Origin of the sequence: Nocardia sp. CA-136227, assembly GCF_050955695.1 — a bacterium.
Taxonomy (GTDB): Bacteria; Actinomycetota; Actinomycetes; order Mycobacteriales; family Mycobacteriaceae; genus Nocardia.
On record NZ_CP192081.1, the window covers coordinates 7,015,020 to 7,040,384 of the forward strand.

A 25,365-nucleotide genomic window follows, 5' to 3' on the forward strand; every position below is an offset into this window, starting at 1 on the left:
TCTCTTGCCGGTCAGTGCTTGGGAGTGATGCCCATGAGGGTGGACAGCTGGGTGGCCACCGGGTTCAGGTTGAGCTTCTCCGGGTCGTACTTGGGCTTGTCGTCCCACGGCTGCGCGACATTGGGGTCGGCCAGTTCGGCACGGGCCCCGCCACGCACGGTGGTCTCGCTGCCCTGCGGCACCGCGCAGGTGGCCGCGGTATTGAGCGGGAAGTCGTCGCGGGTGTCGTCGAAGTTGGGGTTCTGGGCCTTCATCTGGTCCAGGATCCGTTGCGTGCCTTCGTATCCCAGCGTGCAGGCGGGCGGGTTGTTGGTCTCGAGCACCAGGCCGAAGTGGGTGGTGCCGTCACCGGGCGCGGTGGAGGAACCGCCGAGCGGCAGCAGCGGCAGCATGGCCAGCACCGGGCCGAGGGCGTAGAACTTCGGCGAGATGGCGTGCAGCAGGACCCGCAGGTTGGTGAGGTCCTTGGTGAGGGCCGGGCCGCTCTCCTGCAGCAGGCGGTTGATCGAGGAGCCCGCGTCGGTGCCGGTGCCGATGAGGCGGCGGATGTCCGGGTCGCTGGACTTCAGCTGCGCGGTGAGCTTGTCCAGGCCGTCGCTGAACTGCAGGATCGCCGGGGACTGTTCGGCCTGGGTGCCCAGCACGGTGTGGGCGGACCGGATCAGGGCCAGGGTCTGCTGCAGGTTGTCGCCGCTCGCGGTGGCGGTGAACTTGTTGAGCGAGTCGATCAGGATCTTGAGATCGTCGCCCTTGCCGTCGAAGGCCTTGCCGAGTTCGGTGATGGTGGTGGACAACGCCTTCAGGTCGGTGGTGCCGGCGAAGGTGTCGACGCTGGTCAGCAGGTCCTCCACGTGGATGGGCAGCTGCGCGCCGGTGATGACCGAGCCGTCCTTCAGGTACGGCCCGCCGTCGCTGGAGGGCAGCAGGTCCACGAACTGCTCGCCGATGGCGGAGCGGTCGGCGACCACGGCCTTGGCGTTGGCGGGGACCTTGGGCTTGGAGGAGTTCATCTCCAGGGTGATGAGCACGCCGTCCGGGGTGATGTCCAGGTCGCCGACCCGGCCGACCGGGACGCCGCGGTAGGTGACCTCGGCGCCCTTGGACAGGTTGCCGGTCTCGGTGGCCTGCACCTTCACCTTGTACAGCCCGAAGCCGAGCATATTGTCCAGCCGCACGTACTTGGCGCCGACGAAGACGACACCGAGCACGGCGATGATCGCGAAGGCGATCAGCTGATTACGCACCAGACGAGTCATCGCGGACCACCCACTCCCAGCTGCTCGAGGATCGATCCGAGCGGATCGGTCGGTCCCGGCTGCCCGGTGGGCCGCGCCACGGTGGCCGGCAGGGGCAGCAGCGAGACGGTCGGCCAGCCGCCGCGCGGCCCGTTGCCGTTGTAGTACGGGTTGGTCGGATCCACGTTGACCTGCCGGCCCGCGGGCGGCAGGTACTGCGGATCCGGCTTGCCCACACCGAGATTCGACAGCAGGCCGCCGATCTGCAGGTCCACCGAGAGCCAGGTGTTGACCTGGCCGCCGAACGCCGACTTGATGGCCTCGTCCGGGAACGGATAGGTGGGGATGAGCGGGAACGCCGTCACCAGGTCACCGGCCGACGCGCCCAGCGCCTGCAGCGTGGGCCGCAGCGAGGACAGGTCGGTGATCAGGTTCTCCTTGGACTTGTCCAGCACGTCGATCCCGGCCTGGCCGACCCGGTCCAGCTGGGTCAGCAGCTGGATCAGTTGCGGCCGTTGCTCGTTGAGGATCTTGATGCCGGCGGGCAGCTCGTCGAGGATCTTGGTGATCTGGGTGGTCTGGGTGCTCACCCGGCTGCTCAGCGTGTTCAGGCTGTCCAGTGCGCGGGTGATATTGCCGACCTGGTCGTCGAGGCCCTTGATCAGGGTGTTGGCCTGGTTCAACAGGTCTCGGACCTTGCCCTCGCGGCCGTCCAGAGTCTTGTTGAGCTCCACGATGATCGGCTGCAGCTGCGCCACGCCGCCGCCGTTGAGCAGCAGCGACAGCGCGCCGAGCACCTGCTCCACCTCGGTGGCGGTGCGGGTGTTCTCGACGGGGATGCGGGCCCCGTCCTTCAGACGCGCGGAGTCGGCGTCCTTGGCGGGCGCGGACAGCTCGATGTACTTCTCGCCCAGCAGGTTGGTCTGCTTGACCTCGGCGCGGGCATTGGCGGGCAGGTTCACGTCATCGTTGACCAGCACCTGCACGCTGGCTTCCCAGGCGTTGTCGGGGGCGATGCGGATCTTGTCGACCCGGCCCACGGCCACGCCGTCCACCTTCACCGTGGACTGCGGGACCAGGTCCAGCACGTCGGCGAAGCGGATGTCGAGGTGCAGCGGATGCTTGCCGATGTCCGGGCCGCCGGGCAGCGGAATGCTGTCCGCGCTACAGCCCGCCGCCACCAGCGTCACCGCGCCGAGCGAGGTGGCGACCAGCGCCGCGCGCCGGATCCGGTTGGCGCTCATCGCTGTCCACCTTCCTGCTGCGACGGCGGCAGCTGGTCGGACGGATTGCCGGGCACCGAGCCGGGCACCGCGTTGCGCTGTTCGTTCTCGCCGCTGAGGATGCCGAAGGGCAGCACCAGCGACGGCGTCTTCACGCCCGCGGTGAGCTGGTCGGTGATCAGCTTGCAGTTGTTCAGGATCGGGCCGAGCTGCCGCGAGATGGCCTCGAACTTGGGGTCGCCGGGACGCAGCTTGCCCAGGTCCAGCATCTTGCAGATGACGCCGAACGGATCCTGCAGATCGGTGAAGTTGGGGCGCATGTCGAGCGTGCCGCTCTCACCGTTGTGCACGTTGATCAGGTTGCTCAGCGCGGTCGGGATGAGCGGCAGCGCCTTGGCCAGATCGTCGCGCTGATCGGCGAGGGTCTGGGTGAGCTTGGTCAGCGCGTCCGCGTTGGACTGCACCAGGTCCCGGTTGTTGTCGATGAACCGGGCCACGTCACCGAGCGCGACCGAGAGCAGGCTCAGCGCGTCGCCGAGGGTCTGGCGCTCGTCGGACAGGAAACCGGCCAGCGAGGCCAGCTGGGTGTTGAAGGTCCGGACCTGCGAGTCGTTATCGGCCAGGGTCTGCACGAAGGTCTGCAGGTTCTTGACCGTGTCGAAGATGTCGGTGCGCGAATCGGAGAGCGCGTGCGCGGCCTTGGACAGCTGGGTGAAGCTGTTGCCCAGCGCGTCGCCGTTGCCGGCCAGGTTCTCGGCGCCGGTGCGGGCCAGCTGGTTCAGCGCGCCGTCCTTGTTGGCGCCGTTGGGGCCGAGCGCCTCGGACAGTTCGGTGATGCTCTTGTAGAGGCGGTCCACCTCGACCGGGGTCGCGGTGCGCTCCTTCGGGATGGTGGCGTTGCGGCCCATCTTGGGTCCGCCCTTGTAGGCGGGCGCGAGCTGGATGTACCGGTCCGACACCACCGAGGGGGTGATCTGGGCGGCCTTGGCGTCGGCGGGGATGTCGTACTTGCGGTCGACCTTCATGACGACCTCGACCACGTCGCCCTTGGGGGTCACCGAGTCCACGCGGCCCACCGGCACGCCCAGGACCCGGACGTCCGAGCCCTTGTAGATGCCGATCGACTTGTCGAAATACGCGGTGATCTTGGTGGTTTCGAGCCGGTCGTAGCTCCACCACGCGACACCCGCGAGCACGACCGCCAGGGCGGCCACCACGGCGATGATCTTGCTCTTACGGCTGGTGCCGCTCAACGCGGTCAGCGGATTCTTCGCCACGGGTTAACCTCCCAACTTGCGAATCGGATCGCGGTTGCCCGGAATATCGGGTAGCGCGGGCGGAATCAGGTTCGTGATGACCGCGTCGAACCAGCGGCCGGTGCCCAGCACGTTGGAATACAGCCCGTAGAAGGGCGCCGCCAGCGTGAGGGTCTTGGACAGGTCGGCCTGATGGTCGTTGAGCAGGTCGATCGTCTTGTTGAGGTTGGTCAGCGCGGGGCCGATCTGGTCCTCGTTGTCCTTGACCAGCGCGGTCAGTTCCGCCGCAACGGTTTTCGCACCTGTCAGCAACTGGTGGATGGCCTGCTGGCGGACATTGAGCTCCGCGATCAGCTGGCCGCCGTTGGCGAGCAGCCGCTCGAACTCCTGATTGCGGTCGGCCAGCACCTTGGTGGTGGTCCGGGTCGCGGCGAACAGCTTCTTGAGCTGGTCGTCACGCTTGGCCAGCGACTCCGAGAGCCGGGCCACGCCGTCGATGGACCCGCGCAGCTGCGGCGGGGTCGCGGAGAAGGCGTCCGACAGCACCTGGAAGCTCTGCGCGAGCTGCCCGGTGTTGGTCTCCTCGATGTTCTTGGCGGCATCGCTGAAGGCGTCCACCACGTCGTAGGGAGACACGGTGCGCGACAACGGAATCCGGTCACGCGGATTCGCGGTGCGGTCACCCTTGGGGTCGAGCGCCAGGTACTTCTGGCCCAGCAGCGTCTTGATCTGGATGGACGCGCTGGTCTCGTTGCCGATCCAGGCGTCCTGGGTGCGGAAGTCCACCAGCACCTTGTCGCCGTCGAGACGGACATCGGAGACCGCGCCGACCTTCACGCCGGCGATGCGGACCTCGTTGCCCTTCTTCAGGCCCGCGGCCTCGGAGAACTCGGCGGTGTACTTGGTGCCGGCCCCGATCAGCGGCAGCTTGTCCAGGTTGAACGCGGACAAGGTCACCAGCAGCACCAGGATCAGGCCCAGCCCGCCCATGAATGCCGGACTGCGCTTGCCCATGACAATGCGGTCATCCATCAGCGGCCTCCCTTCCCGTGGCAGCGCGGCGCCGGATTCGTGTAGATCGGCTGATTCACCGTCGGCATGTTCTGGAGCGCGGGCGGGAAGTTCAGCTGCGGCGCGTCCTTGATGCCCGGCCCCGCGACGATGTCGATGCCGCACAGATAGAACTGGAACCAGGAGCCGTAGGAGGCGGCGCGGCCCAGCTTCTCCATCTTGATGGGCAGGTTGGTCAGGCCCTCGTCGACCTCGTCCTTGCGGTCGTTGAGGGTGCCGGTCAGCTGGTTCAGGCCGGCGATCGCGCCCTGCAGGTTCGGCCGGACCGGGACCAGCAGGTCGGCGGTGGCCTGGGCCAGACCGCCCAGCGAGGAGACCGCGGAACCGATGGTGCCGCGCTCGGCGTTCAGGCCGGAGACCAGCGCCTCGGTGTTCACGATCAACTGGTCGAGCTGGTCGCCGCGCGAATTGATGCTGTCCAGCACCAGATTCAGGTTTTTGATCAGCTCACCGATCACCGCGTCCTTGTCGGCGATCTTGTTGGTCAGCGAGGCGGTGTTGGCCACCAGGTCCGCGATGGTGCCGGACTCGCCCTGGAAGACCTGGATGATCTCGTAGGACAGCTTGTTGACGTCCTCGGGGGTGAGGGTCTGGAACAGCGGGCGGAAGCCGTTGAACAGCTCGGTCAGATTGACCGCGGGCTTGGTGCGCTCCAGCGGGATCGTCGCGCCCTTGTTCAGCTTGCGGCCCTGCTGCCCGGTCCCCTGCTCCAGCGCGATGTAGCGCTGGCCCACCAGGTTCCGGTACTTGATGGTCGCCGTGGTCGAGGCGGGCAGCCAATCCCGGTCGGTCAGTTCGAATTCCACGTTGGCCAGGCGCTTGTCCACGATGGCCACATTGGTCACCTTGCCGACGCGGACACCCGCGACCCGGACCTCGTCACCCTTGTTCAGGGAGGTCACGTCGGTGAAGCGGGCATTGAACTTGGTGCCGCCGCCACCGTAGTTGGCGATGGTGAGCGCCAGCACGCCCGTCAGGAAGACCGTGACGAGAATGAAGGCGATCAGTTTGGTCAGCGTCGGCCCGAGACCGCGCAACAGATCCTTCACTTGACGCTCACCTCACTGCCGCGGAAGGCGGGCGCGGCGATCTTGGTGACCCAGCTGGGCACCTCCTCGGGCGAAACGCCGTGGGCGGCACCGTAGATCGTGCCCAGCGCCTGGGACTCCTGCGGCGAGTACGCGGTCGTCGGCGTCTGGGGCCCGTACACCTTGTACTGCGGCGCCTGCATCCGGCCGATGTTCTGGTCACCCGGGTTCCGGCTCGGCGGCTGGTAGGAGCCGTCATTGGCGGAACCGTTGGTGTACTGACCCGGATCGGTGAAGGGCGGGTACATCGGAACGCAGAGCGGGCCACGCTGATCGAACCACCGCGGCTCGTCCTGGTTGGGGACGTAGCGGCCGCGCGGATTCACGATCGAGACGCTCACCCGCGAACCCGGCAGGTCGGTGCCCTTGCCGAAGATCTGGTCGATGCGGGGCTTGAGCTCGGCGAAACCGGCCAGCGCGCAGCTGTAGCTGGGCGAGTACCTGGCCAACTCCACCAGCGCGGGCCGCGAGTCCGCGGCCACGTCGATGATGTTGTCGCGGTTGAGCAGCAGGAAGTCGGCGGTGGTGGTGGCGCTCGGGGTGAGCGTCGCCAGCAGGGTGTCGATCTGCGACTTCTTCTGCACCACGGTCGCGTTGGTGGTGCGCAGGTTGTCCAGCGCGGACACCAGCTGCGGCGCGGCGTCGGAGTAGGTGGTGGCCACGTCGGCCAGGCTCTTCAGATCGTCCTGCAGGGTCGGCATCACGCCGTTCACCTGGGTGACGATGTCGTCGAGCCGGTCGATGGTTTTGCCCAGCTCCTCGCCCTGACCCTGCAGCGCGTTGGACAGCGCGCCCAGCGTGGAGGACAGGTACTGCGGCGGAATCGCCTGCAGCAGCGGCAGGATGTGGTCCAGCAGCTGGCTCACCTCGACGGCGTTGCCGGAGGTGTCCTGGTGCAGGGTGAGGCCCTCGGTGAGTTTGCCCTGCGGGCTGTCCGGCCACACCAGGTCGATGTAGCGCTCACCGAACAGCGTCTTGGGCAGCAGCCGCGCGGTCACGTTGGACGGGATCTTGTCCGCCTTGGCCGGGTCGATGGCCAGGTCCAGGTGCACGTTCTTGCCGTCGTAGCTGCTCGAGCGCAGCTCGCCGACGGTCACGCCGCGAACCTTCACGTCCGCGTTGCGGGTCAGCGCGTTGCCGACCGTGTCGGTGATCAGGTTGACCCGCACGGTGTCCACGAACTGCTTGTTGTAGATGGCGATAGTGGTCCACAGGAACAGCGCGACGAGCGCGAAGAACAGCACGCCCAGGGTCCGCTTCTTGAGCGTCTGCCCGCGCTCCGGGTTGCTCATCCGGCCACCCGCACCGTCGTGGTCGTGCCCCAGATCGCCAGGGACAGGAAGAAGTCCAGCACGTTGATCAGCACGATCGCGGCGCGCACCGCGCGGCCCACGGCCACGCCGACGCCCGCGGGACCGCCGGTGGCGTTGTAGCCGTAGTAGCAGTGCACGAGGATGATCACGAACGCGAAGACCAGCACCTTCACGAACGAATAGAGCACGTCCTCGGGTGGCAGGAACAACGCGAAGTAGTGGTCGTAGGAGCCGCTCGACTGCCCGTTGAAGTAGATGCTGATCAACCGCGAGGCCAGGTAGGTGCCCAGCAGGCCGACCACGTACAGCGGGATCACCGCGAGGAAGCCCGCGATGGCGCGCGTGGTCACCAGGAACGGCACCGACGGCACCGCCATCACCTCGAGCGCGTCGATCTCCTCGGAGATCCGCATGGCGCCCAGCTGGGCGGTGAAACCACAGCCGACCGTCGCCGAAAGTGCCAGTGCCGCAACCAGGGGCGCGAGTTCACGGGTGTTGATGTACCCGGTGAGGAAGCCGGTGAGCACGCCCGAGCCCAGCGCGTCGAGCGCCTTGAAGCCCTGCAGGCCCACCACCACGCCGACCGAGGCCGACATGAACACGATGACGCCGATGGTGCCGCCGATGACCGCCAGCGCGCCCGACCCGAAGGTCACCTCGGCCAGCAGCCGGGTGACCTCCTTGCGGAAGTGCACGATGGTTCGCGGGATGGCGCCGATCGCCCGCGAGTAGAACGACATCTGGTCGCCGGCCTTGTCGACCATGTTGACCGGAGCCATGAGCGCGGGCTTGACCCGGCGCGCCGACCGGGAGAAAACGGTGGAGCGCTGCGAAACGACCATTGTCACGCGCCCTTTGCGGGTACGACCTGAAGATAGATCAGGGTGAGGATGAGGTTCAGGAAGAAGAGCACGAGGAACGTGATGACCACCGACTGGTTCACCGCGTCGCCCACGCCCTTGGGTCCGCCCTTGGGATGTAAGCCCTTGTAGGCGGCGATGACGCCCGCCACCACACCGAAGATCAGTGCCTTGATCTCACCGATCACCAGGTCGGGGATTTGCGCGAGGGCGGAGAAGGACGCCAGGTACGCGCCCGGGGTGCCGCCCTGCAGCCCCACGTTGAAGAAGTAGCCGCCGCAGATGCCGACGACCGAGACCAGGCCGTTGAGCAGGAAGGCGACCAGCATCATGCCCAGCACGCGTGGAACCACCAGGCGCTGAATGGGATCGATGCCGAGGACTTCCATGGCGTCGATCTCCTCGCGAATGGTGCGCGAGCCGAGATCGGCGGCCACGGCGGAGCCGGCGGCTCCGGCGATGATCAATGCGGTGACCACCGGTGCGGCCTGCTGGACCGTGGCCAGCACACTGGTCGCACCGGTGAAGTTCTCCGCCCCCAGCTGCTTGATGAGCGAGCCGGTCTGCAGGGCCACCACGGCGCCGAACGGGATTGCCACCAGGGCGGCGGGGAGGATCGAGACACTCGCGATGAACCACGATTGCTCGATGAACTCCCGCCACTGGAAAGGCCGGCGGAACGTCTTCCGGAGCACGTCGAGAAAGAGTCCGAAAACATTGCCGGCCTGGGCAAGTCCCGACTCGACCGAGGTGCGCAGTCGCGTCGAGGAGGGGTTCACGGGCCGTATGTTACCCGTTAGTTAGGTTCTGTCGAACCGTGGCGTCGTAGCCACCCTGATACGACGGCATCACCTGCGTGTCGGCATCGCCGTTCTCGGCCATGGACGCCCGGATCGCCTCCTGCGCGGCAGGCGGCAGGGTGTGCATGATCTGGCGGACCCGCTCCCGGCGACGGCCCACCGCGCCACGCACGGGCATGCCCGGCTGCGCCCGCATCTGCGGGATGATGCCCTCGATCTCCTCGGCGCCACCGGCGTGGTGACCCGAGTCGAACATGGCCTGCTCGCGGGCCATCTGGGCTTCGTCCTTCTCCTCGGACATACCGATCGGACCCTGCATGCGGCCGTTGAGGAACTGCTTGACCACCGGCTCGTCCGAGGTCAACAGCACCTCACGGGGACCGAACATGACCAGGTTGCGGCGGAACAGCATGCCGATGTTGTCCGGCACCGTACGGGCCAGGTTGATGTTGTGCGTGACGATCAGGATCGTCGCGTCGATCTGCGCGTTGATATCGATCAACAGCTGCGAGAGGTAGGTCGTACGAACGGGATCCAGACCGGAGTCCGGCTCGTCGACGAGGATGATCTGCGGGTCCAGCACCAGCGCGCGGGCCAGGCCGGCACGCTTGCGCATACCACCGGAGATCTCACCGGGGAGCTTGCCCTCGGCGCCGAGCAGACCGGTCAGCTCGAGCTTCTCCATGACGATCTTCTTGATCTCGGATTCGCTCTTCTTGGTGTGCTCGCGCAACGGGAAGGCCGTGTTGTCGAACAGGTTCATCGACCCGAACAGCGCGCCGTCCTGGAAGAGGACGCCGAACAGCTTGCGGATCTCGTACAGATCCTTGTTCGAGCAGGTGGTGATGTCGGTGCCATCGATGTAGATCGAGCCCTTCTCCGGACGGAGCAGACCGATCAACGACTTCAGGAAGACGGACTTACCGGTACCCGAAGGGCCGAGCAGAGCGCTTACTTCCCCCGACGGCAGCGTCAGCGTGACGTCCTGCCAAATACGCTGGGATCCGAACGACTTCGTGATGCCTTCGGTCCTGACCTCGACGCCCACGCCAACCTCCACTTTCTCCGACGAGCGCCCTACATGTGGGACGATCCGCCACAAATTTCGCGCGGTGTGGCGCGTCACAGTAGGTCCGGTCACTGTATCGCATGGAGACCGTCTCGGACACTGGGACCTGACCGGTCGGTAGGAATATCTGGAATACCCACCCGATCACGCGCCAATCACGGCAGCAGAATACGCGAAAAGGGCGGTACCACAATGGGTACCGCCCTTTTCACAATATCGACGCGGCCGGGGTGTGACCCCGGCACACCATCAAGTGAATTACTTGATGGTGATCTTGGCGCCGGCCTCTTCCAGCTTCGCCTTGGCAGCCTCGGCGGCGTCCTTGGCGACCTTCTCCAGGATCGGCTTCGGGGCGCCCTCGACCAGGTCCTTGGCTTCCTTCAGGCCCAGGCCGGAGACGATCTCACGCACGACCTTGATGACCTGGATCTTCTTGTCGCCGGCACCCTCGAGGATGACGTCGAACTCGTCCTGCTCCTCGGCGGCCTCGGCCGGGGCGCCAGCGGCACCCGCGACGGCGACGGCGACCGGAGCGGCAGCGGTGACCTCGAACTTGTCCTCGAACGCCTTCACGAACTCGGACAGCTCCAGCAGGGTCATGCCGGCGAAGGTCTCGAGCAGCTCATCAACGTTGGCCATTGATATTTCCTTTCGGTAGTTCCGTCACCGCGCGGCGGTGACGAATAGGTTTGGGGTAGTGACTTATTCGGCGTCGGCAGCAGCGTCGGCGGCCGGAGCGGCAGCGCCACCCTCGGCCTGCTTCTTCTCCTGCAGCGCGGCCATGAGGCGCGCGACCTGGTTGCCGGGGGCGGCGAACAGGCCGGCAGCCTTCGACAGGTTGCCCTTCATGGCGCCGGCCAGCTTGGCCAGCAGCACCTCGCGCGACTCGAGGTCGGCGATGCGCTCGACCTCGGCCACGGACAGCGCGGCGCCGTCCATGTAGCCGCCCTTGATGATGAGCGCCTTGTTGTCCTTGGCGAACGCCTTCAGCGCCTTGGCGGCCTCGACCGGCTCGCCGGTGATGAAGGTGATAGCGGTCGGACCGACGAACAAGTCATCCAGGCCAGCCACGCCCGCCTCGGCGGCAGCGCGCTTGACCAGGGTGTTCTTGGCGACGGAGTAAGTAGCGTTCGCGCCGAGCGCACGACGCAGCTCGGTGATCTTGCTGACCGACAGACCGCGGTACTCCGTGACAACCGTCGCGGTGGACGCCTTGAACTGCTCGGTGATCTCCGCGACCGCGGTGACCTTCTCAGAATTCGCCATACTTCGCCTCCTCTCTGGATGGTCGGTTCTCGTATGAACTACCGAGTTCCGCCAACAGGGGCCGGCGACAAAGCTAACGCCCCGGTCGCAGAGCGAACCCGGGGCGCACAAGAAACGATCGCGATCTCTCGCGGGTTTCCCGACCTCGGCTCTCCCTGCGTGGGTCGCCGGCAATATCGCCGGACCTTCAGCCGCCTGACGGCAGCAACCAACGGTCTTCGGTAGAACGATGTGGGGTGATCACCGAAACTCCGGAGAGCATGTCGATGACCGTCGTCCAATATAGCGGACCAGCATCGATACGCCAAAACGGGGTGCGGAGAGCAACGCAGGAGTCGGCCCGTGTCAGCGCACCCCGCTCAGGGTGCTACTGCCCGAGAAGAAGGCGTACATCAGCTGACATTGCGGTGTGGTGGAGCGAGGAGCGTCCCAGTATCCGCAGCCCAGCAGCTCGGCGGATCCCAAGAATGGAATCCCCACCAGCACCGCCCCCGGCAGCAGGTACAGCAGTGACCCGTCGCCCCAGTTCGTGGGGATGGCGGATCCGGAATCGGCGACCGGTGCCGGCACCAGCGTGACAGGCTCGGCCACGGCGGCTGGGGTGGCCGACAGTCCGGCGAGGAGGGCGGCTGCGGTGAGGGTCAGGGCGAAGCGGCGCATATGGGCACCCTGTCATCGAATTTCCGGACGCGACAGACTGTAAAAATAGGGTATTTCAAACTGGCTGATCTCGGATAGTGTCGGCGCACATATTTCCAGGAGGAAGCTATGTCCCGATTGCTCACCAAAACCCTTGCCGCCATTACCCTTTCGACCGCCCTACTGGGCGCGGGTCTCGGCCCCGCTCAGGCCTCCCCCACCGCGGACACCCCCGCGACCCCCGTCGCCGACTCCGGATCCGCGTCCGGCTCGGGCGGATCCGGATCGTCACTGACGCCCCTGTTCACCTTCCCATTGGGCGCGCTCTACATCGTGCTCTGCAAGGCCGAGCCCACCACCAGCCCGCTCTGCGCCCTGATCTTCAAGATCGGCAGCGGCAGCGTCGAGCCGGATCCGGTGTAACCGCGATACCAGCGCGGTCCGCCGTCTCGGCGGGGTCGATCTGTCACCGTGGAAAAGCGAAGGGCCGGTACGAGATTCGTACCGGCCCTTCGGGCTTTCATGCGTTGCTACGCGTTACCGCGTCGAGGAATCAGTCTTCCTCGGCGAAGTTACGGGTGCGGTTCGGATCCACCGGGATGCCCGGTCCGGTGTTCGTCGAGAACGTCACCTTCTTGACGTAGCGGCCCTTCGCGGTGGAGGGCTTGACACGCAGGATCTCGTCGAGGGCGGCGCCGTAGTTCTCGGCCAGCTTCTTCTCGTCGAAGGAAGCCTTGCCGATCACGAAGTGCAGGTTGGCCTGCTTGTCGACGCGGAAGTTGATCTTACCGCCCTTGATGTCGTTGACAGCCTTGGTGACATCGGGGGTGACCGTGCCGGTCTTCGGGTTCGGCATCAGGCCACGCGGGCCCAGCACGCGAGCGATACGACCGACCTTGGCCATCTGGTCCGGGGTGGCGATCGCGGCGTCGAACTCCAGCCAGCCGCCCTGGATGCGCTCGATCAGGTCCTCGGCGCCCACGGCGTCGGCACCGGCGGCCTCGGCCTCGGCGGCCTTGTCACCGACGGCGAACACGATGACGCGGGCGGTCTTACCGGTGCCGTGCGGCAGGTTGACGGTGCCGCGGACCATCTGGTCGGCCTTACGCGGGTCGACACCCAGACGGACGGCAACCTCGACGGTCGCGTCGGTCTTGGTGGTGGCGGTCTCCTTCGCGAGCCGCACGGCGGCCAGCGGAGCGTAGAGAGCAGCGCGGTCGACCTTGGCGGCCGCCTCGAGATAAGCCTTGCTTCGTTTTGCCATGTTGATCTGTCCTTGTCTAAGTCAGAAGTGGTGCGGGACAGGCGGTCCCTCCCACCGAGCCGGAAGGCTCTTACTCCGCGATGGTGATACCCATCGAGCGGGCAGTACCAGCGATGATCTTCGCCGCGGCGTCGATGTCGTTGGCGTTCAGGTCTTCCTGCTTGGTCTTGGCGATCTCACGGACCTGGTCCATGGTGATCTGCGCGACCTTGGTGCGGTGCGGCTCGGCGGAGCCCTTCTGCACACCGGCGGCCTTCAGCAGCAGACGCGCGGCGGGCGGCGTCTTCAGCTTGAAGTCGAACGTGCGGTCTTCGTAGACCGTGATCTCGACCGGGATGACGTTGCCACGCTGCGACTCGGTCGCCGCGTTGTACGCCTTGCAGAACTCCATGATGTTGACGCCGTGCTGACCCAGCGCCGGACCCACCGGCGGAGCCGGGTTGGCCTGGCCGGCCTGGATCTGGAGCTTGATGAGCCCAGCGACCTTTTTCTTCTTCGGGGGCATCTTTCTTCCTTGGTTAGGTTCCTTACGGATCACCCGTAAGCCTTATCCGGGACTTGCGCGCCCAGGGCAGCTCGAGATCAGGCCCTAGGCACAACCCGGCAAGTCTACGTGAACGCGAAAAAGGCGGTGACACCGGGTGAAACCCGGGCCACCGCCTCCTTGCGACTAAATCTTGGCGACCTGCGTGAACGCCAGTTCGACCGGGGTCTCGCGGCCGAAGATCGAGACCAGCACCTTGAGCTTCTGCTGCTCGGCGTTGACCTCGGAGATGCTGGCCGGCAGGGTCGCGAACGGGCCGTCCATGACGGTCACCGACTCGCCGACCTCGAAGTCGACCTCGATGATCGGCTTCGCGACGGCGGTGTCGCCACCGGTCGTGGCGGCGGCAGCGGCGGTGGCCGGAGCGGCGGCCTTCTTCTGCTGCGCGGCCGGGACCAGGAACTTCACCACGTCCGGAATGGTCAGCGGCGAGGGACGCGAGGTGGCGCCGACGAAACCGGTGACACCGGGGGTGTTGCGCACCGCGCCCCACGACTCGTCGTTCAGCTCCATACGGACCAGGATGTAGCCCGGCAGCACCTTGCGGTTGACGTTCTTCTTCTGGCCGTTCTTGATCTCGGTGACCTCTTCGGTCGGCACCTCGACCTGGAAGATGTAGTCCTCGAGACCGAGGTTCTGCACGCGGGTCTCGAGATTGGTCTTCACCTTGTTCTCGTACCCGGCGTAGGAGTGCACGACGTACCAGTCACCGGGCGCGCGACGCAGCGCGGCGGTCATCTCGGCGACCGGGTCGGCGGGCTCGTCGGAGATCTGGGCCGCGGGCTGCGCGGGCTCGGCCTCTTCGGCGTCGGCCGCGAACTCGTCGGCGTCGGCGAAGCCCTCAGCGTCCTCGACGTCCGCGGTGGTCTCTTCGATCACCACGTCATCCACCGGGAATTCCTCGGTTGTGCCGTTCTCCGGGGTGCTCACTGGGGCACTCGCTTCCTTAGTCGTCACGTAATCCTCTGCGCGCCGGGGCAAGGCATAGCCCGGCGGATGTTCCCGCTCCCCGCCTCTGCCCGGGGGCCGGTCACCGGCCGCGACGGTCAGACGCGGTCACCGTGCCGCCTAGCCGAAGAGCCAGTTGACACCCTTGATGAACGCCACATCCAAACCGCTGATGTACGCGATGATGAAAATCACGAACACCAGGACAACGCTCGTATAGGTGACCATCTGCTTGCGGTTGGGCCAGATGACCTTGCGAAGTTCCGCGATGACTTCCTTGAGGAACTTCATCAGGCTCTTGAAGGGATTGCCCGAACCGCTCTGCCCGGCCTTCTTGCCTTTGCCGGACTGCTTGGTGGCTGCCTTGGCCGAATCCGACGGTCGTTCGATCGTCGCGACGGCGCCGGACGACGCGGCGCGGGTGCGCCGGGCGGACCGCTTGCCGCTCGGACGAGCCACCGCGGCGGTGTCGTCGCCATCTTCGTGGCGAGTGTCCCGCTCGTCGCTCACGTCGATCCTCTCTAAGTCGGCATCCAGGGCAGGGGCGACAGGACTTGAACCTGCAACCTGCGGTTTTGGAGACCGCTGCTCTGCCAGTTGAGCTACGCCCCTTCGGCTGGACGGGGTTGCTTCCAGCCTCTGTTCTTTTTCAGTTGTACTACAGGGTCATTTCATACAAACACGCGCCGCTCCTCGGAGCAGCGCGCATCGGCTGGTGACCCCAGATTTTCGAGTGTACGTTACCCCGACTGACGATCGCCAATCGGGGTGTCGCGGCCTACCCCGGTTTCCGGTCAGCCGAGCTGCACCGTCGCGGTGGCGCGACCGAAGATCTTGCGGCCCTCCGACTTCGCCACGATGGCGACCACCGCGGTGCGGGTCTCGGGGTCCACCGACTTCACCTTGCCGGTGTACTCGATCTCCGCGGGACGGTCGATCGGGACGTACACGGGGCTGGTGAAGCGGACGTTGTACTCCTTGACCGAACCCGGGTCGCCCAGCCACGAGGTGACGAAGCCGCCACCCAGGCCCATGGTCAGCATGCCGTGCGCGACAACGTTTTCCAGGCCGACCAGCTTCACGACGTCGTCGCTCCAGTGGATCGGGTTGGCGTCGCCGGAGACGCCGGCGTAGTTCACCAGGTCGCCGCGGGTGAGCTGCACGGTGCGGGAGGGCAGCTCGTCGCCGGCGGCGACATCCTCGAAGCGGCGGGTCTGCGCGCTCGCGATCACGGCGCCGGTCGACAGCGCCGCCACGGACTGGTCGGGGGTGTCGATCTCGATGGGCTCGCCCGCGTCGGCGGCGTCCGGGCCGACCCCGTGCATGAGCACATTGCGCACGGCGTCACCGATATTGGGGTCGATGTCACCGCCGCTGCGGCCGATCAGGGTGGTGTAGGTGGTGAGCACCAGTTCGTCGTTCTGGGCCAGCACGTCGTTGCGGGTGACGATGATGTCGCCGCCGAAGGCCTGGCGGAACGAGTGCAGGTAGACGACGCAGGACAGCTGGTCCCCGGCCCTGATCGGACGGTGGAACTCCAGGATCTGGTCCGTCTGCATGATCTGGCTCAGGTCATAGCCGGTGACGATCTGCTCGAAGAGCTTGCGCTGGGCCAGGATTCCGACCAGCGAGATGAAGGTGAGGGGGGCGACCAGGCCGTCGTGACCGTGCGCGGCGGCGGCGTCCTCGTCCCAGTGCACCGGGTGGTAGTCCTGCACCGCGCGGGCGTACTCGCGCACCTTCTCGCGGCCGACCTCGTAGTAGTCCTCCACGCGGTAGTGATGGCCGACCATGGCGGCGGCGTGCGCGGCGGGGTCGAAGAGCTCTGATTCGACCATGTCGGCCTCGATATCGATATCGGTGTTGATCGTCACGGCAGGAAGTCCCTATCTGCTCCCACGAAACGGGAACGGGGCGAGAGCGCAGAACCACCGCTATATACGCCAAGTGCCGGACCGGGTCCCTTGTCCCTTTCTAAGAGACGAAGTGACTTACCGATCCGGCACTCTGTCCACGCGGTTGTTCGCGCGGGTTTAAGTTAGCGAGACTCGCGATGCGCCCGGTGGGTACCGCAGTTCGGGCAGAACTTCTTCAGCTCGAGACGGTCCGGGTCGTTACGCCGATTCTTCTTGGTGATGTAGTTGCGGTGCTTGCACTGCTCGCAGGCCAAGGTGATCTTTGGCCGGATATCAGTGGACTTCGCGGCCACGATTGCCTTCTTTCCGGTCAGCCTGATTGGGATATCAGTATGTAGCGATGGCCGGACTTGAACCGGCGACACAACGATTATGAGTCGTTTGCTCTACCGACTGAGCTACACCGCCATCTGGTGTCGGTACTTGACGGCGGGGAGGTCCCGGGTCCTGCTAGGAGAAGCCGAGCCGTTCACCACCGGCAATCCGGCGAGCCCCCTAACGGAATCGAACCGTTGACCTTTTCCTTACCATGGAAACGCTCTGCCGACTGAGCTAAGGGGGCGTGTCTGTCTTGCTCCGGTCTGGACCGGGGCGCTGACGACTTGAACGAGATTACACACATCCCCGCGCACTCTCCAAACCGGCTGGTCATCGGCCGTTTTCGAGACCGGGTAGCTGCCGTGACACTCGGTGCCGGAGGGGCCATCCGGGGTTGCGCCGCGAACCCGCCCGATCGCCACGCCCTGACCCCTGGAACGCAAAGAGCCCCTCAGACTCTCGTCTGAGGGGCTCCAGCTGTGGCGGATGAAGGATTTGAACCTCCGAAGCATTACGCGGCTGATTTACAGTCAGCTCCCTTTGGCCGCTCGGGCAATCCGCCAGGGTACGCCTTCCAGCGCTTCAGCAGAATACCCTGAACCCACGCCCGGAATGCAAACCGGCTGGATACAGCCATGCCGGAGCGGCTAGCGTCGGCGTTGGAACATCCCGAATATCCGATCTCGGACAGGAGAAGAGTGTGGCGGATTCGTCGTTCGATGTGGTCAGCAAGATCGATCGCCAGGAGGTGGACAACGCCCTGAACCAGGCTGCCAAGGAGCTGAGCCAGCGCTACGACTTCCGCGGCACCGGAGCGAGCATCGAATGGTCGGGCGAGGAGAAGATCATCCTCAGCGCCGAGTCCGAGGACCGCGTGAAGGCGGCTCTGGACGTGTTCAAGGAGAAGCTGATCCGCCGCGACATCTCGCTCAAGGCGTTCGACGCGGGCGATCCGCAGGCCTCCGGCAAGGTGTACAAAATCACAGGGAACCTGGTGCAGGGCATCACCACGGAGAACGCGAAGAAGATCGCCAAGAAGATCCGTGACGAGGGCCCCAAGAGCGTCAAGGCGCAGATCCAGGGCGAGGAGCTGCGCGTCAGCAGCAAGAACCGTGACGATCTCCAGGCCGTCATCGCGCTGCTCAAGGGCGGCGACTTCGATATCGCCCTGCAGTTCGTGAACTACCGCTAGCTAGTAGTTCCGGTTTCCACCGGCCAACTCCTCGAGGCGGGCGATGCGGTCCGCCATCGGGGGGTGGGTGGAGAACCAGCGGGCCATCTTGTCGCCGGCCCGGAAGGGGTTGGCGATCATCAGGTGGGACTGGGCGGTCAGCTGCGGTTCGGGGGGCAGCGGGGCGGCCTGGGTGCCGCGTTCCAGTTTGCGCAGGGCCGAGGCGAGCGCCAGGGGGTCGCCGGTGAGTTCCGCGCCGTCCTGGTCGGCCTGGTATTCGCGGGAGCGGGAGACGGCCAGTTTGATCAGCGAGGCCGCGATCGGCCCCAGCAGTGAGACCAGCAGCAGCGCAATGACATTCGGCCCCTCGCCATTGCGGTTGCCGCCGCCGAAGGCGCCAGCGAAGAAGGCCAGGTTGGCCAGGCCGGAGATGACCGAGGCGAGCGCGCCCGCGACCGACGAGATCAGGATGTCGCGGTTGTAGACGTGGGACAGCTCGTGCCCCAGCACCGCGCGCAGTTCCCGTTCGTCGAGGATCTGCAGGATGCCGGTGGTGCAGCAGACCGCGGCATTGCGCGGATTACGGCCGGTGGCAAAGGCATTGGGCGCGTTGGTGGGGCTGATGTACAGGCGCGGCATGGGCTGGCGTGCGGCCGTGGCCAATTCGCGCACGATGCGGTACATCGCGGGAGCCTCGAGCTCGGTGACCGGCTGCGCGTGCATGGCCTTCAACGCGAGCTTGTCGCTGTTGAAGTACGCGTAGGCGTTCATGCCCACCGCCAGCACGATCGACAGGATCAGGATCGTGGGATTGCGGAACAGCGCTCCCACGAACACGATCAGTGCCGACATCCCGACCAAGAGTCCGAACGTCTTCAACCCGTTCGCATACCCGTGACTGTGCAATTCTTGCCCTCCGCTTCGCTCCGGGCGGGTTCGCGGCCCTGGAGGTCTCGTTCTTCCCTCCCTTCGCTCCCCCGCTCCGCTCAGTCCAGAACGAGACGGGCCGCGAACCACCAAGTGGTGCCCATACGGGTCGTTACACCTGGTCAACGATACGGGCCGGGAACAGGTTCCCCCGGGAGCGTCAGCCCACGCGTTCGATGGTGTAGCGGACCAGCTGCTCGAGCGCGTCGTTGGCCGGGCCGCCGGGCAGGGCCGAGAGTTCGGCGTGCGCGAGGTCGGCGTAGCCGTGCAGTTTCTCCTTGGCCAGCACCAGGCCGCGCGACCGCGACAGCAGGTACAGGGCCTCCTCCACGTCGGCGTCGGTCTGCGGCGGGGTGGCCAGCAGCTTGCGCAGGCGGTCGCCCTCGTCGCCCTCCTCGCGCAGCGCGTAGAGGACGGGCAGGGTGTGCACGCCCTCGCGCAGGTCGGTGCCGGGGGTCTTGCCGGACTGCTCGGACGCCGAGGAGATGTCGATGATGTCGTCGGCGATCTGGAAGGCGGTGCCCACGGCGTCGCCGAGGCGGGCCAGGCGTTCCACGTGGTCCAGGCTCGCGCCGGAGAAGGTGCCGCCGAAGCGTCCGGCCGCGGCGATCAGCGAGCCGGTCTTCTCCCACACCACGCGCAGGTAGTGCTCGACCGGGTCCTGGGACTGACGGGCGCCGATGGTCTCGCGCATCTGGCCGGTGACCAGCTCGGCGAAGGTCTCGGCGATGATCCGGACCGCGTCCGGGCCGAGGGTGGAGACCAGGCGGGAGGCGTGCGCGAACAGGTAGTCGCCCGCGAGGATGGCGACGGAGTTGCCCCAGCGGGAGTTCACGCTGGGGGCGCCGCGGCGCATGGAGGCCTCGTCCATGACGTCGTCGTGGTACAGGGTGGCCAGGTGCACCAGCTCCACCACGGTGCCGGCGACGACCAGGTCGGGGCTGGTCGGGTTGGGGCCGAGCTGACCGGTGAGGATGGTGAACAGCGGGCGGAAGCGCTTGCCGCCGGCCTTGGCCAGGTGCAGCGCCGCTTCCTGCAGGAATTCCTCGCCGTCGGACAGCTCGGTGATGAGCAGGTCCTCGACCTCGATCAGGCCCTTGCGCACTGTGGCGGCGAGCTCGGGATCGCCAAGATCCACCCCCGCGACCACGGTGCTCTCATCGCTCACAGCTGATGCGCTCATTTCTTCTCCCAGTGCCGCGTCCGACCCCACGCCAAAGAACCTAGCGTGTGCGTCGCTCACCCCCTATGGACACCACCGTAGTGCGACCAACGAAACACCCGCCACGCGAATCGAAACGCCTGGAGGTGAACCCTGGGGCAAATATGCGCACGCGGTGATGTGCTGCGAGTATTGGTCGCATGGGTTCATCGGAAGTCGCGCCCGAGCAGGGGAAATCGTCGGATGTTCTGCCCGCGCACGCCGATATTCTGGTCGTCGGCGCTGGTCCCGCCGGGTCGGCCGCGGCCGCGTGGGCGGCGCGCGCGGGACGGGACGTGCTCCTGACCGATTCGGCGCTGTTCCCCCGCGACAAGACCTGCGGCGACGGGCTCACCCCGCGCGCCACGGCCGAGCTGGAGCATCTGGGGCTCGGCGACTGGGTGCGGGCGCACACCGTGAACCGGGGCCTGCGGATGGCCGGGTTCGGCCGCGAGGCCCTGCTGCCCTGGCCGAACGGGTCCTTCCCCACCTACGGAAGTGCCGTTCCGCGAACCGAACTCGACGACAAGCTGCGCGAGACCGCGGTGAAATCGGGGGCGCGGATGGTGGAGGGCGCCAAGGTGATCGAGGTGGCCCGCGAGGGCGACCGGGTCACCGGCGTGACCATCAAGACCGACAGTGGGCTGCGCGCGGTGTCCTGCAAGACGCTGATCGTGGCGGACGGGGTCCGCTCCCCCGTCGGCAAGATGCTGGGCCGTACCTGGCACCGGCAGTACGCGTACGGGACCGCGGCGCGGGCGTACATCAAATCCGAGCGCAGCGACGACGAGTGGATCACCTCACATCTCGAATTGCGTGATGCGAACAATGAATTGATTCCCGGCTACGGCTGGGTCTTCCCGCTCGGCAATGGCGAGGTGAATATCGGCGTCGGTTCGCTGGCCACCGAAAAGCGACCCTCGCATATCGCGTTGAAACCGTTGCTGCAGCACTATGTGTCGCAGCGGCGCGCGGAATGGGGTTTCGAGGGCGAGGCGCGGGCGGTGGCGTCGGCGCTGCTGCCGATGGGCGGCGCGGTGTCGAACCTGGCCGGGCGCAACTGGGCGCTGGTCGGCGACGCGGCGGGCTGCGTGAACCCACTCAACGGCGAGGGCATCGACTACGGCCTGGAGGGCGGGCACATGCTGGCCGCGCTGCTGGACCAGCCGGACCTCACCCACATCTGGCCGGACCTGCTGCGCGAGCGCTACGGCCGCACCTATTCGGTGGCGCGGCGACTGGCCGGGCTGGCCACGCATCCGCGCACGGTGCCGCTGGGCGGGCCGCCGCTGATGCGGTCGAAGCTGTTGCAGCGCACCGCGGTCCGGGTGATGGGCAACCTGGTCACCGACGAGGACCTGGATCTGACCGCCCGCTTGTGGCGGGGCGCGGGCCGGGCCTCGATGCGGATCGACAAGCTGCGGCCGTTCTCGTGAACGCCCGGCCGGTTCCCGAGGAGCTGCTGCCGCATCTGCGGCGAGCGCGGGATCTGGCCGACCGGCAGTACGCGGAACCGCTGGACCTGGACAGTCTGGCGGCGGCCGCGGGGGTGTCGAAGTACCACTTCCTGCGATGTTTCGCGGCCACCTACGGCAAGACGCCCGCCCTGTATCTCGCCGAGCGGCGGATCGAGCGGGCGCAGGACCTGCTGCGCGCCACCAATGTGACGGTGACCGAGGCCTGCATGCTGGTGGGCTACTCCAGCCTCGGATCGTTCAGCCGGAAGTTCACCGACCTGGTCGGGATGTCGCCCTCGGACTATCAAGCGAAGTTCGCGGCCGAGGGCGCACCCCATATCCCGGGCTGCTACGTCTTCATGCACGGGCTCTCGGATCGGAAGCGCGGGGACTGACGGGTCTCATCGAGACGGCAGCACGTGGATTCCGGTCTTGTCGGTGGAGAGGGCCAGCGAGCTGATGTACTGGATCTCGCCCTCCGGTCCCGCCACCGCCGAGGCGATCATGTCGGGGCGCTCGAACTCCATGCCGGTGACGACGCAGGTCAGTGTCTCCCCCGACGGGTTGCCGTGCTCGTCGAACATGGGCAGGTCGATGCCGTCGTGGTCGCGTCGCAGGTAGTACTTGCCCTTGGTCAGGACCGCGGTCAGCGGGGTGGCCAGGAACGAGACCACCACGGCCACGATCGGCGAGTACGGCTTCAGGGTCTCACCGAACAGGCCGAAGAAGGTCATGATCGACAGCACCGCCGACAGGCCGAAGCCGACCAGTCCGACCGGGTTGAAGTCGTAGAGCATGCCGCGGCGGAACTCCGGCTCCTTGGGCGAGAGCTTCAGCACGTATTTGTTGATCGCGATATCCGTTGCGACGGTGACGATCCAGGCGATACCGCAGTTGGCGTAGAAGCCGAGGATGTTGTTGAGGAAGTCGAACATGTTGGCTTCCATCAGGATCAGCGCGATGGCCAGGTTCAGGCCGAGGAACACGATCCGGCCCGGGTAGTTCTTGGTGACGCGGGTGAAGGAGTTGGTCCACGCCAGCGAACCCGAATACGCGTTGGTCACATTGATTTTGATCTGGCTGATCACGACCAGCACCACGGCCAGGGTCATGGCCAGCCAGGACGGCATCATGTCGCGGTAGATCTCGAGGAACTGGTGCACCGGCTGATTGGCGATGTCCTGCGCGCCGGGCAGGTTGGCGATCAGGTAGACCGCCAGGAACAGGCCGACGACCTGCTTGATGGCGCCGAACAGCACCCAGCCCGGTCCGGCCAGCAGCATCCAGCCCCACCACTTGCGGGCGTTGTCCGGGGTGCGGGGCGGCATGAAGCGCAGGTAGTCGATCTGCTCGGCGATCTGGGCGATGAGCGAGAGGCAGACGCCGGCGGCGAGCAGCGCGCCGGACAGGCTGACGCCCTTGCCGTCCTGGCCGCCGTAGGACAGGAAGGCGCCCACCGAGTCGGGGTGGCGGACCAGTAGGAAGCCGAACGGCAGCACCATCAGGATGAGCCACAGCGGGGTGGTCCACACCTGCAGTTTGGCGAGGGTGTTCATGCCGTAGATGACCAGCGGGAAGATCATCACCGTGGACACCAGGTAGCCGATCGGGAGCGGCACGTGCAGGCCGAGTTGCAGGCCCTGCGCCATGATCGAGCCCTCGAGCGCGAAGAAGATGAAGGTGAAGGAGGCGAACACGATGTTCGTGACCACCGACCCGTAGTACCCGAAGCCGCTGCCGCGGGTGATCAGGTCCAGGTCGACGTTGTAGCGGGCCGCGTAGTAGGCCAGCGGGAAGCCGGTGATCATGATGACGATCGCGAAGATGCCGATGCCCAGCAGCGCGTTGCCGGTGCCGTTGGCGATGCCGATGTTCGCGCCGATGGAGAAGTCGGCCAGGTAGGCGATGCCGCCGAGCGCCGAGACGCCGACCACCGCCGGACTCCATTTCCGGTAGCTGCGGGGCGCGAACCGCAGCGTGTAATCCTCCAGCGTCTCCTTGGACGCGGCCACCGCGTTCGCCGTGGGGGTTTCGACTTGAACCACCGGCACTCCTCGTTCGGGCTCGTCGCGAGCTGTTTTCCGATTCGAGGGTGCGCAGTGATTGTTGATCTTGGCTTTCCGGCCGATTGCGCGGCTGTTACGGCAGCCTCACTGAGGTTCCGAGTGTGTGAACTCAGCAATCCGGGCGTGAATCGCGCAATTTCGGAGAAGCCCGCGGCGGGGGCTCGTCCATAGCCTGGAAACCATGACGACCATTACCAATGTCTCGCTCGTGACCGTCTATGTGACCGACCAGTCGGCCGCCAAGGCCTGGTACATCGACAAGCTGGGTTTCGTGGAGGGCAGCGATGTCACCATGGGCGACAACGGCTTCCGCTGGGTGACGGTGGCGCATCCGGATCATCCGGAGCTGGAGGTGACGCTGATGATCCCGGGTCCCCCGCTCGACGACAATCTCGCCGAGGCCGTCCGCCGGTCGCTGGCCAACGGCACGCACGGCGCGCTCGGCCTGCGAACCGATAACTGTCAGAAGACTTTCGACGAGCTGACCGCCAAAGGCGTGGAGTTCGTGCAGCCGCCCGCGGAGCGCCCCTACGGCGTCGAGGCCATCATCCGCGACAACTCCGGCAACTGGCTCGTACTCACCGAGCCTCGCGAGTTCGATCCGAACTTCGGGCAGTAGCGACCGGGACCGTGGATGCGGGACCACCCCCGCATCCACGGATAACCGGGATCAGGCGTTCTGCGCGGCGAACCAGGTTTCGACGGACTTGCGTTCGCTGTTCATGACCTTCTTGAGCAGGTTCTCGACCAGGGGTTCGATGGCGCCGCCGACCAGCGGGACCTTCACGTCGACCGTGCCGGTGACCTCGATCTCGGAACCCTCGGCGGTGGGCCGCAATTCGAACGCGCCCGCCATCTCGGTGGTGATGCCGCCGGAGCGGCCGCTGAAGCTGCCCCGCGCGACACCGTCGGTCAGCGGACCCCAGGAGTCGGTGCGCTCGAGCATGAGCTCGCTCTTGAGGACCTTCTTGACGATGCCGGGAATCTGGTCCTCGGGCGCCTTCTCGGTCATGTGGATCTGGATGGTGCCGGGCCCGTCCGGGTGGGTGAGCTCCAGCTTGGCGGTGGGCGCCGCGGCGAAGCGGGCCTGCCACATCTCGTCATTGTTGAGTGCCCGGTGAAGCTCTTCGACCGGGATGCTGTACTGCACGGTGAAGCTGAATTTTCGGGACATGGCGAAGACCGTAGCCCAGCGATGGAATAGCCTGCTGAAGTGTCGGAAACTAGCCAGTCTCCCAGGACTGAACAGCGGCAGGCGGTTCGGTGGCGGCGGACTCGGCTCGGGATCGTCATCGCCGCGGCGACGGTCAGCTTCCTGGCCGTGCTGCTGGTGCTCGCGGCCTGGCGCGACGACCATCTCATCAATAGCGATCGGGGCGTGACCAGCGCCGAAGTGCTCTCCGCGGGCACCCTGCGGTCCGCGGTCATCTTCGTCACGCCCGACGGCGAGACCCACAATCCGAAGACCGGCGTGCTCTACCCGACCAAACTGACCGTCGGCGAGCGCATCAATGTCGAATACCGGCGCAGCGACCCCGATCTGGTTCGGGTGGCGGGTCGCGATGCGCGGGTCGCCGTCATCCCGGCGCTGTCGGTGATCGTGGTCGCCTGGGCCATCGCCATCCCCGCGCTCTGGCTGCTCGGCTCGCCCCCGACCCGCTGGTATCGCGCCGTGCGGGCGCGACTGCGCGGCGAGCGGACGCGATCGTCGCGCGACCACGTGGCCGGTTAGG

The 25,365-nt window shown here is 66.4% G+C and carries 28 protein-coding genes and 4 tRNA genes; 6 read left to right on the forward strand and 26 right to left on the reverse strand.

Annotated features, from left to right (window positions below; all coding sequences use genetic code 11):
• Positions 1 to 11: 11 nt before the first annotated feature.
• The 12 genes from ACQP06_RS32355 to ACQP06_RS32410 all read right to left on the reverse strand — a co-directional run bounded on the left by ACQP06_RS32355 (position 12) and on the right by ACQP06_RS32410 (position 11,841).
• On the reverse strand, positions 12 to 1,256 hold the full coding sequence (locus ACQP06_RS32355) for an MCE family protein (RefSeq protein ID WP_433668689.1): 1,245 nt from the start codon (positions 1,254 to 1,256) through the stop codon (positions 12 to 14).
• Positions 1,253 to 2,479, reverse strand: coding sequence for an MCE family protein (locus tag ACQP06_RS32360; protein ID WP_433668690.1), 1,227 nt, complete (start codon positions 2,477 to 2,479; stop codon positions 1,253 to 1,255). The genes ACQP06_RS32355 and ACQP06_RS32360 overlap by 4 nt, the downstream gene beginning before the upstream one ends.
• On the reverse strand, positions 2,476 to 3,735 hold the full coding sequence (locus ACQP06_RS32365) for an MCE family protein (protein WP_433668691.1): 1,260 nt from the start codon (positions 3,733 to 3,735) through the stop codon (positions 2,476 to 2,478). Before ACQP06_RS32365 ends, ACQP06_RS32360 begins: the two co-directional genes overlap by 4 nt.
• 3 nt (positions 3,736 to 3,738) lie before the next feature.
• Entirely contained in the window at positions 3,739 to 4,746 is a 1,008-nt protein-coding gene (locus ACQP06_RS32370; protein WP_433668692.1) for an MCE family protein, read from the reverse strand.
• Complete coding sequence (locus tag ACQP06_RS32375) at positions 4,746 to 5,822, reverse strand: MCE family protein (RefSeq protein ID WP_357091365.1); 1,077 nt, start codon at positions 5,820 to 5,822, stop codon at positions 4,746 to 4,748. Before ACQP06_RS32375 ends, ACQP06_RS32370 begins: the two co-directional genes overlap by 1 nt.
• A gap of 8 nt (positions 5,823 to 5,830) precedes the next feature.
• Positions 5,831 to 7,165, reverse strand: a complete 1,335-nt coding sequence (locus ACQP06_RS32380) for an MCE family protein (protein ID WP_433668694.1) — start codon at positions 7,163 to 7,165, stop codon at positions 5,831 to 5,833.
• Positions 7,162 to 7,950 (reverse strand): ABC transporter permease, encoded by a 789-nt coding sequence (locus ACQP06_RS32385; protein WP_379095702.1) that lies wholly within the window; start codon positions 7,948 to 7,950, stop codon positions 7,162 to 7,164. Before ACQP06_RS32385 ends, ACQP06_RS32380 begins: the two co-directional genes overlap by 4 nt.
• An 80-nt stretch (positions 7,951 to 8,030) precedes the next feature.
• Positions 8,031 to 8,825 carry an MlaE family ABC transporter permease gene (locus ACQP06_RS32390; RefSeq protein ID WP_433668696.1) on the reverse strand — a complete coding sequence of 265 codons (795 nt, stop codon included), beginning with the start codon at positions 8,823 to 8,825 and terminating at the stop codon, positions 8,031 to 8,033.
• Between the two features lie 10 nt (positions 8,826 to 8,835).
• A complete protein-coding gene (locus ACQP06_RS32395) occupies positions 8,836 to 9,894 on the reverse strand; it encodes an ABC transporter ATP-binding protein (RefSeq protein WP_433668698.1) in 1,059 nt (352 codons plus the stop codon).
• Positions 9,895 to 10,173: 279 nt separating this feature from the next.
• Positions 10,174 to 10,554, reverse strand: coding sequence for a 50S ribosomal protein L7/L12 (gene rplL / locus ACQP06_RS32400; RefSeq protein WP_357091083.1), 381 nt, complete (start codon positions 10,552 to 10,554; stop codon positions 10,174 to 10,176).
• Between the two features lie 63 nt (positions 10,555 to 10,617).
• A complete protein-coding gene (gene rplJ, locus ACQP06_RS32405) occupies positions 10,618 to 11,181 on the reverse strand; it encodes a 50S ribosomal protein L10 (protein WP_357091081.1) in 564 nt (187 codons plus the stop codon).
• Between the two features lie 345 nt (positions 11,182 to 11,526).
• Positions 11,527 to 11,841, reverse strand: coding sequence for a hypothetical protein (locus ACQP06_RS32410; RefSeq protein WP_433668700.1), 315 nt, complete (start codon positions 11,839 to 11,841; stop codon positions 11,527 to 11,529).
• A gap of 108 nt (positions 11,842 to 11,949) precedes the next feature.
• On the opposite strand from ACQP06_RS32410, the gene ACQP06_RS32415 reads away from it, so the two are divergent.
• Positions 11,950 to 12,243, forward strand: a complete 294-nt coding sequence (locus tag ACQP06_RS32415) for a hypothetical protein (RefSeq protein ID WP_433668702.1) — start codon at positions 11,950 to 11,952, stop codon at positions 12,241 to 12,243.
• A gap of 130 nt (positions 12,244 to 12,373) precedes the next feature.
• On the opposite strand, the gene rplA is transcribed toward ACQP06_RS32415, so the two are convergent.
• From rplA to ACQP06_RS32465, 10 genes are all read right to left on the reverse strand, one after another.
• Positions 12,374 to 13,084 carry a 50S ribosomal protein L1 gene (gene rplA, locus ACQP06_RS32420; protein WP_433668704.1) on the reverse strand — a complete coding sequence of 237 codons (711 nt, stop codon included), beginning with the start codon at positions 13,082 to 13,084 and terminating at the stop codon, positions 12,374 to 12,376.
• A 70-nt stretch (positions 13,085 to 13,154) separates the two neighbouring features.
• Positions 13,155 to 13,589 (reverse strand): 50S ribosomal protein L11, encoded by a 435-nt coding sequence (gene rplK / locus ACQP06_RS32425; RefSeq protein ID WP_357091071.1) that lies wholly within the window; start codon positions 13,587 to 13,589, stop codon positions 13,155 to 13,157.
• A 165-nt stretch (positions 13,590 to 13,754) separates the two neighbouring features.
• Positions 13,755 to 14,558, reverse strand: coding sequence for a transcription termination/antitermination protein NusG (gene nusG, locus ACQP06_RS32430; protein WP_433668706.1), 804 nt, complete (start codon positions 14,556 to 14,558; stop codon positions 13,755 to 13,757).
• Positions 14,559 to 14,696: 138 nt separating this feature from the next.
• Complete coding sequence (gene secE / locus ACQP06_RS32435; RefSeq protein ID WP_433668707.1) at positions 14,697 to 15,086, reverse strand: preprotein translocase subunit SecE; 390 nt, start codon at positions 15,084 to 15,086, stop codon at positions 14,697 to 14,699.
• A 29-nt stretch (positions 15,087 to 15,115) separates the two neighbouring features.
• Positions 15,116 to 15,188 (reverse strand) — tRNA-Trp (locus ACQP06_RS32440).
• Between the two features lie 182 nt (positions 15,189 to 15,370).
• Positions 15,371 to 16,414, reverse strand: a complete 1,044-nt coding sequence (locus ACQP06_RS32445; protein ID WP_433673496.1) for a fused (3R)-hydroxyacyl-ACP dehydratase subunits HadA/HadB — start codon at positions 16,412 to 16,414, stop codon at positions 15,371 to 15,373.
• Positions 16,415 to 16,614: 200 nt separating this feature from the next.
• Positions 16,615 to 16,785: a 50S ribosomal protein L33 gene (rpmG, locus tag ACQP06_RS32450; RefSeq protein ID WP_029925945.1), complete on the reverse strand. Its 171-nt coding sequence runs from the start codon at positions 16,783 to 16,785 to the stop codon at positions 16,615 to 16,617.
• 42 nt (positions 16,786 to 16,827) lie between these two features.
• Positions 16,828 to 16,900, reverse strand: a tRNA-Met gene (locus tag ACQP06_RS32455).
• Positions 16,901 to 16,981: 81 nt separating this feature from the next.
• Positions 16,982 to 17,054: transfer RNA gene (locus ACQP06_RS32460), tRNA-Thr, on the reverse strand.
• 236 nt (positions 17,055 to 17,290) lie between these two features.
• Positions 17,291 to 17,372: transfer RNA gene (locus ACQP06_RS32465), tRNA-Tyr, on the reverse strand.
• Between the two features lie 138 nt (positions 17,373 to 17,510).
• On the opposite strand from ACQP06_RS32465, the gene ACQP06_RS32470 reads away from it, so the two are divergent.
• A complete protein-coding gene (locus ACQP06_RS32470) occupies positions 17,511 to 18,002 on the forward strand; it encodes a YajQ family cyclic di-GMP-binding protein (protein WP_357091065.1) in 492 nt (163 codons plus the stop codon).
• On the opposite strand, the gene htpX is transcribed toward ACQP06_RS32470, so the two are convergent.
• Together htpX and ACQP06_RS32480 are read right to left on the reverse strand one after the other, a co-directional pair.
• Positions 18,003 to 18,887 carry a zinc metalloprotease HtpX gene (gene htpX, locus ACQP06_RS32475; RefSeq protein WP_433668709.1) on the reverse strand — a complete coding sequence of 295 codons (885 nt, stop codon included), beginning with the start codon at positions 18,885 to 18,887 and terminating at the stop codon, positions 18,003 to 18,005.
• A 181-nt stretch (positions 18,888 to 19,068) separates the two neighbouring features.
• Positions 19,069 to 20,091, reverse strand: a complete 1,023-nt coding sequence (locus tag ACQP06_RS32480; RefSeq protein ID WP_433668711.1) for a polyprenyl synthetase family protein — start codon at positions 20,089 to 20,091, stop codon at positions 19,069 to 19,071.
• Between the two features lie 179 nt (positions 20,092 to 20,270).
• On the opposite strand from ACQP06_RS32480, the gene ACQP06_RS32485 reads away from it, so the two are divergent.
• A complete protein-coding gene (locus ACQP06_RS32485; RefSeq protein WP_433668713.1) occupies positions 20,271 to 21,545 on the forward strand; it encodes a geranylgeranyl reductase family protein in 1,275 nt (424 codons plus the stop codon).
• The gene (locus tag ACQP06_RS32490) at positions 21,542 to 21,961 is read left to right on the forward strand and encodes a helix-turn-helix transcriptional regulator (RefSeq protein WP_433668715.1); all 420 of its coding nucleotides are present in this window, start codon (positions 21,542 to 21,544) and stop codon (positions 21,959 to 21,961) included. The genes ACQP06_RS32485 and ACQP06_RS32490 overlap by 4 nt, the downstream gene beginning before the upstream one ends.
• Before the next feature lie 6 nt (positions 21,962 to 21,967).
• On the opposite strand, the gene ACQP06_RS32495 is transcribed toward ACQP06_RS32490, so the two are convergent.
• On the reverse strand, positions 21,968 to 23,617 hold the full coding sequence (locus tag ACQP06_RS32495) for a purine-cytosine permease family protein (protein ID WP_433668717.1): 1,650 nt from the start codon (positions 23,615 to 23,617) through the stop codon (positions 21,968 to 21,970).
• 196 nt (positions 23,618 to 23,813) lie between these two features.
• Between ACQP06_RS32495 and ACQP06_RS32500 the strand changes: the two genes are divergently transcribed.
• The gene (locus tag ACQP06_RS32500; RefSeq protein WP_433668718.1) at positions 23,814 to 24,251 is read left to right on the forward strand and encodes a VOC family protein; all 438 of its coding nucleotides are present in this window, start codon (positions 23,814 to 23,816) and stop codon (positions 24,249 to 24,251) included.
• A gap of 51 nt (positions 24,252 to 24,302) precedes the next feature.
• On the opposite strand, the gene ACQP06_RS32505 is transcribed toward ACQP06_RS32500, so the two are convergent.
• Positions 24,303 to 24,806 (reverse strand): DUF2505 domain-containing protein, encoded by a 504-nt coding sequence (locus ACQP06_RS32505; protein ID WP_433668719.1) that lies wholly within the window; start codon positions 24,804 to 24,806, stop codon positions 24,303 to 24,305.
• Between the two features lie 39 nt (positions 24,807 to 24,845).
• Between ACQP06_RS32505 and ACQP06_RS32510 the strand changes: the two genes are divergently transcribed.
• Complete coding sequence (locus tag ACQP06_RS32510; protein ID WP_433668721.1) at positions 24,846 to 25,364, forward strand: DUF3592 domain-containing protein; 519 nt, start codon at positions 24,846 to 24,848, stop codon at positions 25,362 to 25,364.
• Position 25,365 lies beyond the last annotated feature (1 nt).